Annotated in this window: 8 protein-coding genes and 1 tRNA gene; 5 read left to right on the top strand and 4 right to left on the bottom strand. The window is 42.7% G+C overall.

Translation table 11 applies throughout. The features are described from left to right. Window positions 1–351: 351 nt before the first annotated feature. The gene (locus FLAVO9R_RS10565; RefSeq protein ID WP_159531111.1) at window positions 352–720 is read left to right on the top strand and encodes a VOC family protein; all 369 of its coding nucleotides are present in this window, start codon (window positions 352–354) and stop codon (window positions 718–720) included. A gap of 124 nt (window positions 721–844) precedes the next feature. Here the strand turns inward: FLAVO9R_RS10565 and hppD are convergent, their stop codons facing one another. Then, window positions 845–1,918: a 4-hydroxyphenylpyruvate dioxygenase gene (gene hppD, locus FLAVO9R_RS10560; protein WP_159531109.1), complete on the bottom strand. Its 1,074-nt coding sequence runs from the start codon at window positions 1,916–1,918 to the stop codon at window positions 845–847. Between the two features lie 320 nt (window positions 1,919–2,238). Continuing rightward, complete coding sequence (gene hmgA, locus FLAVO9R_RS10555) at window positions 2,239–3,540, bottom strand: homogentisate 1,2-dioxygenase (protein WP_201299301.1); 1,302 nt, start codon at window positions 3,538–3,540, stop codon at window positions 2,239–2,241. Window positions 3,541–3,797: 257 nt separating this feature from the next. Here hmgA and FLAVO9R_RS10550 point away from each other — a divergent pair, with 257 nt between their 5' ends. Beyond that, on the top strand, window positions 3,798–4,880 hold the full coding sequence (locus tag FLAVO9R_RS10550; RefSeq protein ID WP_159531105.1) for a patatin-like phospholipase family protein: 1,083 nt from the start codon (window positions 3,798–3,800) through the stop codon (window positions 4,878–4,880). 143 nt (window positions 4,881–5,023) lie between these two features. Beyond that, window positions 5,024–5,100, top strand: a tRNA-Val gene (locus FLAVO9R_RS10545). 10 nt (window positions 5,101–5,110) lie between these two features. Here FLAVO9R_RS10545 and FLAVO9R_RS10540 read toward each other — a convergent pair. Continuing rightward, window positions 5,111–7,048, bottom strand: a complete 1,938-nt coding sequence (locus tag FLAVO9R_RS10540) for a tetratricopeptide repeat-containing diguanylate cyclase (RefSeq protein WP_442858577.1) — start codon at window positions 7,046–7,048, stop codon at window positions 5,111–5,113. Between the two features lie 387 nt (window positions 7,049–7,435). Between FLAVO9R_RS10540 and FLAVO9R_RS10535 the strand changes: the two genes are divergently transcribed. Both FLAVO9R_RS10535 and FLAVO9R_RS10530 read left to right on the top strand, forming a co-directional pair. Continuing rightward, window positions 7,436–9,301, top strand: a complete 1,866-nt coding sequence (locus FLAVO9R_RS10535) for an alkaline phosphatase PhoX (RefSeq protein ID WP_159531101.1) — start codon at window positions 7,436–7,438, stop codon at window positions 9,299–9,301. 59 nt (window positions 9,302–9,360) lie between these two features. Then, window positions 9,361–11,031: a hypothetical protein gene (locus FLAVO9R_RS10530; RefSeq protein WP_159531099.1), complete on the top strand. Its 1,671-nt coding sequence runs from the start codon at window positions 9,361–9,363 to the stop codon at window positions 11,029–11,031. A gap of 171 nt (window positions 11,032–11,202) precedes the next feature. On the opposite strand, the gene FLAVO9R_RS10525 is transcribed toward FLAVO9R_RS10530, so the two are convergent. Then, window positions 11,203–12,369 carry an MBL fold metallo-hydrolase gene (locus FLAVO9R_RS10525; RefSeq protein WP_159531097.1) on the bottom strand — a complete coding sequence of 389 codons (1,167 nt, stop codon included), beginning with the start codon at window positions 12,367–12,369 and terminating at the stop codon, window positions 11,203–11,205. Window positions 12,370–12,569: the final 200 nt, after the last annotated feature.

Here is a 12,569-nt window from a genome sequence, read left to right as displayed (position 1 = left end):
TGTGGTTAAGTGCTACGTGTTATCCACTTAATCTGTGGATAAGTTTGTTGAGTAGTTTGGGGCTTTTGTTTAAGGTGTTGAAATTAAACAATAAAATAAACTGTACAAACAATAGCCAGTGGATAACATTTACCTATTCACAAGCATTTTCCACAGCCTCTGTCTATACATATTTGAAAATTGTTCTGCTTATTTTGCAATTTCTTGTCTTGACACAGCTCTCTTTTATCCAACGTAATAAACACGATCTCTGCGTGGTTTTTTATCAATGGCTGTGCAATTATCAATGAGTACTAAGCTTAAATACTGACTTGATAATTTAAAAATATTAAACCTCAAAAGGAGAATGAAATGAGCGACAGTTTATGGATGGATATTACCACCGATGACGCTGACGGCTTAGCTGACTTTTACGTCAATGTAATGGGCTGGAAAAAAGAAGCCTTCGACATGGGCGGCTATAATGATTATGTGATGATGAAAGAAGATGGCAGCCCTGCTGGCGGCATATGCAACAAGCGAGGCTGTAATAGTAGCATTCCTGGCGGTTGGGTGCCGTATTTCACGGTAGCCGAATTAGACTCAGCGTTAGCCGCTTCTAAAAGTGCTGGTGGGGAGCAAATAGGAGACATTCGCCACCATGGCACATCACGCTTTTGCATAATAAAAGACCCCTCAGGGGCGTGTTGTGCGCTTTATGAACAAGGCGAAGAGTCGTAAGGGTAATACAAGTTCATTGCAAGTACACGGCGAGGATAGAACATGGATACACATGGTGATGTCAGCTCGAAGCTAAGGGGGCTAACACCACTATGTGTAAATTTTTGAGCAAGCGTTAAGGTTATTATTTATTTAATACGCCACGATTTACCTGATCTCGCTCAATCGATTCAAATAACGCTTTAAAGTTACCTTCTCCAAACCCATCATCTTCTTTGCGTTGAATAAACTCGAAAAATACTGGGCCAAAAACGGTTTCTGAAAAAATTTGCAATAGCAAACGAGGAGACTCACCTTCAGTGGTACCGTCTAACAAAATGCCTCGTTGTTTGAATTCTCCAACAGGCTCACCGTGACCGGGCAAACGCTCTTCTAGCATGTCGTAATAAGTATCAGGAGGCGGGGTCATAAACTTCATCCCCTTCGCTTTAAGTTTATCTAAACAACTTACAAGGTCGTCACAAGCAAAGGCAATATGCTGGATACCTTCACCATTATATTGCATTAAAAATTCTTCAATTTGGCCGCCACCGCCTACCGCTTCTTCATTGAGAGGAATACGAATTTTGCCATCTGGTGCGGTCATGGCTTTAGAAAGTAAACCAGTGTACTCACCTTTAATGTCGAAGTAGCGAATTTCGCGGAAGTTAAATAACGATTCGTAGAACTTTGCCCAATGATTCATTCGCCCGCGATACACATTGTGAGTAAGGTGATCCAGCGTATGGAAACCACAACCTTCTGGGTGTCTATCTACCCCTTCAATCCACGTGAAATCGATATCATAAATAGTGTTTTCACCTTGATAGCGATCTATTAAATAAAGCATGGCACCACCGATACCTCTGATCGCAGGCAGTTTTAATTCCATAGGGCCCGTGTGGGTGTCCATAGGTTGAGCGCCGCGCTTTAGCACTTCAGAATACGCGTGCTGGGAGTCTTTAACGCGAAAGGCCATGCCACACGCTGAAGGGCCGTGTTCTTCGGCATAATAGGAAGCATGGCAATTTTTTTCATAGTTACTTAAAAGATTGATATCGCCTTGACGCCAAAGCTCCACATCTTTTGATTTGTGTCTGGCCACACGGGTGAACCCCATAGCTTCAAACATAGGCTCCAATAAACCCTTTTTAGGCGCGGTAAACTCTAAAAACTCAAAACCATCTAACCCTATTGGGTTTTCAAATACGTCTGCCATTTTCTTTCTCGCTTACTGAAGTCAGTGCCTTTGTACGAGTTGAATAGTTTTTGTTATTGAACTCATGCAAAGGCGGATATAAATAGAAGACTAGATTGTAATGTCGAGGTAAATATAAGGGCAATAGAGTGTTAAGACATGGCGCGAGCTGTTGTTACGTTTTAAGTGTAACGTTTAGTTTTCAGCTGTGTTAAAACGCAATTTCATCTCGTTTTTAATATTTTAAATATATGAATTTAAATGTTTTATTTTTATTTGTGCGCAACCGAGTAATGTTCATATATGAATACATACTAAGAAAATACCCACTATTTTGGTGCCTATATCTTACCGTCGAAATGCTTCGTTAATCCTTTCCAACAATCGATATAGTCTGTTTGGCGAAGAGAGGTACTAAGTGCAAACTCAGTTGGGGCGATAGGAAAGCGAGACTCAAACATAAACGCCAGTGTATTTTCGTATTTCTGTGGGGCTAATGCGGCATTCGAGGCAGCTTCAAATAAAGAAGCTTCGGGGCCATGAGGGGTAAAGCAATTATGTAAACTCATACCGCCAGGCGCAAAGCCTTTTTCTTTAGCATCATAACTACCCTCAATTAACCCCATAAATTCACTCATCACATTCCTATGAAAATAAGGCGGGCGGAAGGTGTTGTCAGCCACCATCCAGCGTGGGGGGAAAATGACAAAATCAACGTTGGCAGTGCCTTCAAGTTCAGAAGGCGAGGTCAGTACCGTAAATATGGAAGGGTCGGGGTGGTCAAAACTGACGGTATTGATCACGTTAAAACACTTAAGATCATATTTGTAAGGCGCTGAATTACCCACCCAAGCCACTACATCAAAGGGCGAATGCGGAAGCGGGGCTTGGTATAAATGGCCACAAAACTTGTTAATGATGACATGGGGCGTGTCTACATCTTCGAACCACGCAGTGGGGTACAAAAAGTCTCTTTGATTGGTAAACCCGTTTGCCCCTGCGGGTCCTCGTTCTGGTAAAACAAATGACTGCCCATAGTTTTCACAAATATACCCACGAATTGCGCCATCGATAGGGGCAACGCTAAAGCGAACCCCACGAGGGATCACCATAATTTCACCCGCGGTTAGGTGTAATTTGCCAAACTCAGTTTTCACTTCCATGTTTCCATGTTGTGGAACGAACAGCATCTCACCGTCGGATGAGTAAAATACCTTATTCCCCATAGACGAATTCGCACTGTAGCAGTGAATGCCCATACCGGTTTGCTGATTAGCGTCGCCGTTCGTGGCTATGGTCACTAAACCTTCAATAAAGTCTATGTTGCTACTCTCATCGGGAAGGGGGATAGGATCCCAACGCATTACATTTGGCGGGCACGGCGATTGCGTTTCAGGGCCAGTTTGAAGCTGTGTGTTTTTATAAGGTGAAAAATCACCCATGGCGACAGAGGGTCGTATTCGATAAGTCCAACTGCGTCTATTTTCGGCTCTGGGCGTTGTAAAAGCACTGGTGCTGAACTGCTCAGCGTAAAGTTTATAATTAACTTTCTGCGGGCTAAATTGCCCTTTGGGTAGTGCATTAGGCAAGGCTTCAGTTTCATGCTCATTATTAAAACCCGACAAATAAGTTAATTGATTCACCATACCCACCTTTTAAATACTACTGATGCTTAACGCTTCTATTTATGTAGCGTAAATATTAATAATAAGTAAATCAATTGCGTGGTGCCGATAGGGTTTTTGCGAAATGGTGATGTGTGATGATTTGTTTACACAGGTGGAAACTTCCTACATAAGCGCCCACTTATAGTACTGGTTTCATAAAGGTGATGGACGGCTCATTGATTTTACAGCTTTTACTGATAAATTAGACGCAAACATCATAGTAGAGACAACACGTGGCACCGCTAGAAATTTATGCCGGCAATGGGGCAATGAATACCATTAAGCAGCTAGGCTTTCACCCCGAAATATTTAGTTATTTTCTCGGCGCTTCAGGCGGTCCAAAATGGTTTTCACTTGCAGGGTTAGACAGAGTACTGTTTCCTGAGTGGTTTAGTCATGTCGCACATCAAATACATGTTATAGGGTCGTCTGCGGGTGCATTTAGGGCTATCTGTGCAGTTCAAGATGACCCGCTTGCAGCCATAAATCGGCTAGCCACTTCCTATTCAACCACCACTTATAGTGATAAACCAACGCCTGCGGAAATAACCCGCAAAGCAGAAGCTTTGGTAAAAGAAATGGTCAATAGCGAAGGCAAAAAAGAGGTGTTGGCCAACGAGCGATTTAAAGCACACATCTTCGTCGCCAAATGCCTAGGCGCGACTCGACGCGAGCATAAGTTTTCGCAGCTGTCTGGCCTTGCTATGAGTGCTGCTGCTAACGCGGTTACGCGGAAAAACCTGGGGCGTTATTACACCCGCTGTATTTTTTCGTCGCCTAATACTGAATTTTCAATTAAAGACCCGTATCAATTACCCACCGAGCATTACCAATTAAATAACGAAAATATCCATAACGCACTGCTTGCTTCCGGTGCTATTCCTGTTGTTCTAGAAGGAATACGAGATATTGCGGGTGCCCCGCAAGCTATGTATCGTGATGGTGGTATTGTTGACTATCATTTTGACCTAGAATTTGGCCCTGACAAAGGTTTAGTGTTATTTCCACACTTTTACCCTAAGCCCATTCCGGGGTGGTTCGATAAAGGGCTAAAGCGCCGTGTTGCACATAAAAACAGTTACGATAATGTGGTCATGCTTGTGCCTTCTGCCGAGTTCGTTGCAAGCCTGCCATATGGTAAAATTCCAGATCGAAAAGACTTCGAGCAACTCGATGCCACTACCCGTATTAAGTACTGGCAAACCGTATTGCAAGAAACCGATAGGTTAGGGGAGTACTTTATGAAAATTTCGAGTGATGGCAGCATTGTTGATAAAATCAAGCCGTTGCCATTTATGCAGCGCGAAAACGCTTAATTCGGTGTGAAAAGGCTCACTTTTTCAATAAATGGTGGCAAATCAATCAAACACACACCTTAAACACAAAATAAGCTTGCAGGACGCACTGCGCATCGCTATGATACGCGCCGTCCTTCAGGCAGTTCTGCCGAAGTATAGTTGCGACTATAGCTCAGTTGGTTAGAGCGCTACCTTGACATGGTAGAGGTCCCCTGTTCGAATCAGGGTAGTCGCACCACTTCTTAGATTCAATTTATTATCACCTGATTTCTACCGTTTTCTTTTGCCTGATAGAGCACATTATCGGCATGCTTAATTAACGTATCTAATGTTCTGTTCGATTTATTCCCAAGCGATACCCCAACGCTAAACGTCATGCTTAAATCTTCCTTAATGGCATCGATGTTGTTGCAGTACTTTTGATAAGTTGCAGCTAGCTGCTCAAACATCTGGTGAACTACAATTTCGTCCGACGAATGTAAAACGAATAACCATTCCTCGCCGCCGTAACGGCCAAAATCATCATGTTTAGACAGTGTCTCTTTTGCAGCATTGGCAAAAGCAATCAGCACTAAATCACCCACATCGTGTCCATATTCGTCATTAATTTTTTTAAAGTAATCTAAATCAACTATGGCGACCGTTATGTTTTGTTGCGCAAGTTTAGTGTTGGCAGTAGCCAGTATTCCCCGACGATTAAGACAGTTCGCCAGGTGATCGGTGGATGCCATACGATGATATTTTTTACGTTGGAGTGATTGTCTGTAAACTAAAATCAAGGCGACAAGAACTAAAATAAAAGCAATAGTAGTGCTTAAGCGCCATATAATTTTTTGCTGGTATTCCTCTTTAGCTTGAAGGTTACTAATATCTTTTTGGTATTCTAACTTACGGATTGTGTCTTCTTTTTCTTTTACTTCAAACTGTACTTGTAAGGCTTTAATGTTGCTTTCGCTGGTGGCCTCAAAGTGTTTTTTAGTATACAAAAGCTTTTTTTCTATGGCATCAAATGCATCATCAATGCGGTTTAGTTCTCGCTTCAATGTATAGCGTTCACTGAAAAAATCCGCTTTATAAATGCTTCGACTAAAATTATCTACAAGTGCAAAAACGTCGTCATTGACTTGCTCGGCTTTATCTAAATGGCCCTGTTTTATATAAATATTCGAAAGTAAAATCATAGACGCAAGATGCATATCATCAATGCCCGCGGTGCGAGCAAGTTCGATATTTTCTTTTGCTAATGATAAGGCTTTATCGTAATTGGCCTGAAGATATTGAATATTTGCAATTGAGTATTGGGCAAAAGCGAGCCCTTTATTCATATTAACGTCTTTAAAATAGGCTAAGGCTTTGTTTAGATAGACTAAGGCATTTTGTGAATCGCCAGTCTCAAGAAGTATATTACCCAAGCTCCAATACGCTTTTGCCGTAAAAAGCCCATCATTTGTTTTCTCGAATGTCTCTACCGCCTTTTTTGCGTAACTTACTGCTTTGTCCTCATCTTCCTCTAAGTACCCATAAGCATCTGCTATCTTTCTGTAAAAATAGCCTTGCGAAGGGAAGTCATCGCTTTTTATTGCTAATTCAAGGCCCTCTAACGCTGCACTTAGCGTTTTTCTCAACGCATCATTAGCCGTATAGTAATAAGCCAAAGCGCGAAAAATAATGATTTTTTCATTTAGTGAGTGTTGCGAGATTTGCGCTTCTAAGTTTTTAGAAAGATCTTTTGCTGGGGTGGGATCATCTATTCTGGCAAGAGCCTTTAGTTTAGTCTCTAAGAAAAGTAGATAAATATCTTTTCGCTTTACTAATTCGTTATCATTTAAATAGTGTGATAAATGAGCCATTAAATCGGCATATTTTTCCTCTCTAAAGAGGAGTTCAGAATAAAGCGCTGCTGCTTCTAAGTGAAGTTCCTCCCAGCCTTTTTCCTTGCTGACTTTAAAGGCACTTTCTAGTTTTTCTTTGTTGCGCAGGTAATCAAGTTTGTTTTGCCTAATGTCATTAATAACGCTGCGTGTACTTTCAAAATCGGGAACGCCTAAAAATGGGTTTGAAGCGCTTTCGGATGCAAGACTAGTTTGAGCCTCAGACATTTGAGTCAAGCATAAAAAAAGTAAGATCGCCAAAGCGTTAAGCCAACGCGCGTTAAATAACCCTTTATTCTGAAAATTTTTATCGATAATTATCACTTATAAACCAGTAGATATTAACTGCTCCTAGCACTATAGCATTAGCTGAAAAATTAATGGCTTATGCTTACAAAGTTATACTTACTCAATGGGTATAAATTGAACAGATATTGTTTGCATCATGGTTGTTAATTTACATACCTAGTTTGCTATCTGAACGCGATAAAAAAACAGGGTTATCTCTACTCATTAGTTATCACACCTATTTCTTTGTATCAAGGTGGCCAACTTTACCTTTGTCAAGAAACCTTCAATTTTATGTAAGCAATGTGTAATGGGCCAGTCATATAACGTCCTCACTATATTTGCCGCTAAGACCATTTTAGAGATGAAGGAAGCAGTCTCATCTCAACCTAACGATTATTAAAAGGATAGTTGATGAAAATTGAACGTTTACGCGATTTAAAATATTCGGCGCTAGCTTTAGCGGTAGCCTTTGGTATTTCTGCTTGTTCATTGGAAGGCGATGACGGTGAAGATGGTGTCGCGGGAGCAATTGGTGAGCAAGGCCCTGTTGGAGAACAAGGTGAACAGGGAGAGCAAGGCGATAAAGGTGAAGAAGGCGATACAGCGGGAACATTAACCCGTATTGCGACAGTTCCTTTAGGTGCAGAAGTTACCGGAATTTTCTTGACCGACGAAGGCGATCTTTTCTTCAACGTGCAACATCCATCAGGCACTAACTCAGTGACTAACGACGTTAATGCCATGCCTATTAATACAGGAACGGTAGGTGTGTTAGCCGGTGCTAACTTCAATAACTTACCTGTTACGCTGCCTAATTCACCTGTACCTGCTTCTGATGAAGAAAAAGAAGTGGTGGTTTCAGCTATTGGTCAATACCAAGTACTTGGTCAAACGGGCGACACTTTTGGTACTGAGTTACCTGAAGGGCTAGGCCACATCTATACACTAGATGGCGAAGAGCTGGTTTTAGAAAACGATATGCCAGATTTTAATGGGTTCATTTCTACCGATGCTGGCGAAGGCTACTTGTTCTCAAACTGGGAAGAACTTCCAGGTGGCATGAGCCGAATGAAAGTTGAAAAAGATGACTTTGGTATGTGGCAAGTCACCGAAGCCATGATGCTTGATTTCTCGCCAGTATGGGGCACAGCGGCCAACTGTTTTGGTTCAATGTCACCTTGGAATACTCCGCTAACCTCAGAAGAGTGGGTCGTTGATTCTTCGGTAGATTCAACTACATCGCCTAACTGGAATAATCCTGAAGCGGTAGCCACTGAAGCGCGCCTTGGTCGTATGTGGCAAATGACCGCACCAGATGCGTCAAACCCATATAATTATGGTTACATTGCCGAAGTGACCGAGCCGCTTGCAGATGAGCCAGTTATTGTTAAACACCTAGCAATGGGCCGTTACGAACATGAAAACTCGACAGTAATGCCTGATGGAAAAACCGTTTATCTGTCGCAAGATGATACCGGTGGTGTGCTGTTCAAATTTGTTGCTGATACAGCTGAAGACCTTTCAGCAGGTACGCTCTATGGCGCAAAATTAACTCAAGATATTGGCCAAAACGACCCAGCCACAACGGGCTTTGCGGTTGAGTGGGTTGAACTTGCCAGTGGCGACAACATGACTATTCGTGCGTGGGTTGATGAATACAATGGCATTGGCACTGATGACTATGTAGAAGGCCAAAGCTCTTACATTACGATGGCTGATGTAGAAGCGTGGGCAAATGGCGATGCTACTTACCCTACTGTTGAAGATGGCGGAAGCAGCCAAACGGCTGGCGAACCCATGGACGACCGTGTCGCATTCTTAGAATCACGAGCTGCTGCTCGCGCGAAAGGGGCCACTGCAGAATGGCGTAAGCTTGAAGGTATTTCAATTAACCTTAAACGCGTTGAAGAAGCCGTGGAAGGTACCGATACCATTGACGGTGAAGTGGTTGAGAATGCTTACCTCTATATCGGTATTGCCGATTTAGATAACACTATGGTTGATGATGAAGGTGATATTCAGCTTTCAGCTCGTGTTAAAGATTGTGGCGGTGTTTATCGTGCACGTCTTGAAGCTGGCTATGACATCACCCGCATCGAACCTGTTGTTATGGGCGGCACTTTCCGGTCAAGCCTAACTGGTGCAGAACGCTGTGACGTAGATCAGCTATCTCAACCTGACAACGTAGTTGTAATGAACGATGGTCGCATTTTAATTGGTGAAGACGGCTTCCAGGAAAACAATACGCTGTGGATGTACGAGCCAGCAGATAAGTAAGTTTTTCCTTTTAATTCATCCGGGCACATTTGTGCCCGGATTTTGTCGTTGTTACTATTATGAAAATACAAATTAGATCACTTCCTTTATTAACCGCGGCTATGCTGCCCTTATTATTTGCGTGTTCGCCTGCCGAGCAAGTTGAAGCCGTGCTAGCAGAAGAGACGAACATTTACCCTTATCAAGAGGGTGATGCCATTCCCGCGTTAGCCTACATAGCGCATAACGAAGTTTATAATCCTGAATCGGTTATCCCGCCTCAGTGCTATACCAAAACCCAAGGTGAAAATAACCCGTGTTATGCGTGTCATCAAAGTTATGATCGCGCCGAAAAGCGCCCTAATCAAATGGGCGACGGTACACTACAAGGGAATTACGAATTCTCAGATGTTGGGCTAACCAACAGCTGGAAAAATCTGTTTATAGATAGACGAGAATTAATCGCGGGCATAGAAGACGATGCCATTTTAAAATACATATCCCAAGATAACTATACTGCCGCCATCGAAGGCGATAGCACTATTCCAAGCTATATGCATATTAAAAACTTAAGTGCTGGTGCCGCTGCGTTTGATGAAGACGGTCTTGCGAAAGACAGTAGCGGGTGGGTGTCGTATAACTACAAACCTTTCCCCAGTACATTTTGGCCCACCAATGGCTCAACGGGCGATGCTATGATTCGCTTACCTAGTGCATTCCAACAGCACAAAGGGGAGTACAGCCGTGATGTCTATTTAGCGAATTTAACCCTGGTTGAAATGGCGCTCAAAGAAGTAGATGCCTTGCCAGTACTGGGCATTAATGAAAAAGTATTGGGTCTTGATATAAGCGGCGACAAAGCATTAAGTGAACGGGTGACAACCATGGTGCGCCGGCCTAACTATATTGGCGACGCGGCTGATATTGAGCTTGCACATATGTTGTTCCCAGAAGGCACAGAGTTTTTGCACACCGTACGCTATGTAGGGGTGGATGAGAACGGCGATATTTACAACGCTGAGCGCATGAAAGAAGTACGCTATATGCAAAAGCACCGTTTTCGAAGCCGGGAAAGTTTAGCTTCAGCTTATTATGCAGAAGCCAAAGACAAGCACTTTGAAAACCTACCGCAAACTCGCTATTTAGGTGAGCAGGGCATTGAAAACGGTTTTGGCTGGACCATTAATGGCTTTATTGAAAATGAGCAAGGTGAATTGCGCGCTCAGCATGATCAAGAGCTCGCGTTTTGTAATGGATGCCATAAAACCGTAGGCTCTACATTCGATCAAACCTTCTCTTTTGCGCGCAAAGTGCCAGGCAGCAATGGCTGGGGGTATATCAACCTGCATGCCATGGAAGATGTACCTAACATTAATGAAGAGCAAGGTGAATTTCTTACTTACATGCAGCGTGTAGGTGGGGGCGACGAATTTCGCCAAAATGGCGAGATGCTAGCCAAATGGTTTACTGATAACGGCATGGTGAATGCTGAAAAAGTAAGTAAAGCTGCGTCTGTCTATGAACTGATAACACCAAGCCCCGAGCGTGCATTAGCATTAAATAAAGCTTATTTAACTATTGTACAAGAACAAAGTTACTTATTTGGCCGCGATGCCACACTCACAGAGGCCACCAACGTGTTAAGCCATATTGATGCTGCACAACCACCGCTGAAGCCAGAACATCGCTTTAAGTGGGACATGCGTTTAAATTGGAATGCCAAAGATACGGAAGAAGTTGCTGGGCAGTAATACTACAGCGGTTAATTTGTTTAAGGATAAATAGTTTAAAAGTACTTTTCCTTGCAAGTAATCAAAGCTAAAGGCTTTGCTCTCTATCGCTGAAAGTAAGCTCACCGCAGTAATGCGGTGAGCTTTTTATGATCTTATTGGGGGCTTTCTAATTTTTCCGTTGCCCCACAGTCACATCAATGGCGGATACCACCAAGGACGAGGTGCTCCACTAATCGCTTCTGCGCCAGATTCAGTAGCCGTTTTTAAATGAGTGTCAGTAGTGGATGAACTCACATCGTTAGCAGTCTTGTGCTCGTTATTAACATTTAGTGATTTAGGCAGCTGGTTGATATTAACCACTTCGCCAAACTTAGGCGTAGAAACTGTTACCTGCTTTTCAGTAGCCAGTTGCGTAATTTTTTCTAAAGGCTCAAACCAATTGTGCAGTGCTAAATCAAACGTACTATTGTGAATGGGCATCATGATGTGCCCCTTAACATCAATATGAGCTTGCAAGCTTTGCTCAGGTAGCATGTGAATTTCTGACCACATATCGTTGTAGGCACCGGTTTCTATTAAGGTTAAATCGAAAGGCCCGAAGCGCTCGCCAATGTCTTTAAACCCGCCGAAATAGCCAGAATCGCCACTGAAAAATAGGTTGGTATTTTCACCTTTTATCACCCAGCTTGCCCATAACGTTTTGTCTTTATCAAATAGCCCACGGCCAGAGAAATGCTGGGAAGGGGTAGCAGTAAAAGTCATAGATGACACCGAAGTGCTTTGCCACCAATTTAGCTCAACAATTTGCTCATTGGGCACGCCCCACTTTCGTAAATGGTTTCCCACTTTAAGGGGAGTAACAAATGTCTCTGTAATATGAGCGAGCTTCTTGATTGCCGATTTGTCTAAATGGTCGTAGTGATCATGACTAATAATAACCGCTTTAATAGGCGGTAATTCATCAATACTGATGGGCGTGTCGTGAAAACGTTTAGGGCCAAGCCATTCTACGGCGAAGGCTCGTTCACTAAAAACGGGGTCTAACAGTACAAACTCTCCGTCAATTTTAAGCAACACACTGGAGTGACCTAAACGAATGATAGCATCATGGTTTAGGTTCAATAGGGCATCACGGGTCACCGGAATAACAGGGATCGGGAAATCAGGTACTGCTGATTCGCGATCATCGGTAAGGTAGGCTTTAGTGATTTTCCAAATAGATGACAATTCAGTTTTATACTCTATTTCAGAATTTTTAAATTTTCCGTCTGATACATTTGCTTGTAAACCATTAGTCGCCAATGCGTTGGTGCTGATCATTAATATGAACCCTAAAGTGAAAAAATTGCGAAGCATATAAAACCCCAACAAAGTAAACTGCACGGTGTAGTTTATTGTAATTTCAGAAAAAGTAAACTGGTAAGTGTAATTTTGTCGTTGTCTTGTATTAAATATTGAAAATGCGTAACGCGATGTTAAAGCCACTGGCTGTCTGTTTATTGTGCGGTTTTTGTGGGATGCAAATGAAGTAAGTGCGTTATGCCCAAAAACAGGAG

It is taken from the genome of Alteromonas sp. 38, assembly GCF_902506055.1.
Classification (GTDB): domain Bacteria; phylum Pseudomonadota; class Gammaproteobacteria; order Enterobacterales; family Alteromonadaceae; genus Alteromonas; species Alteromonas lipotrueae.
This window is presented reverse-complemented; position numbering and strand designations above follow the sequence as displayed.

Bases quoted from the DNA above. Each gene is read 5' to 3' on its own strand.
- FLAVO9R_RS10530 (WP_159531099.1), top strand. From the start codon at position 9,361: ATGAAAATACAAATTAGATCACTTCCTTTATTAACCGCGGCTATGCTG.
- FLAVO9R_RS10565 (WP_159531111.1), top strand. From the start codon at position 352: ATGAGCGACAGTTTATGGATGGATATTACCACCGATGACGCTGACGGC.
- FLAVO9R_RS10535 (WP_159531101.1), top strand. From the start codon at position 7,436: ATGAAAATTGAACGTTTACGCGATTTAAAATATTCGGCGCTAGCTTTA.
- hppD (WP_159531109.1), bottom strand. From the start codon at position 1,918: ATGGCAGACGTATTTGAAAACCCAATAGGGTTAGATGGTTTTGAGTTT.
- FLAVO9R_RS10525 (WP_159531097.1), bottom strand. From the start codon at position 12,369: ATGCTTCGCAATTTTTTCACTTTAGGGTTCATATTAATGATCAGCACC.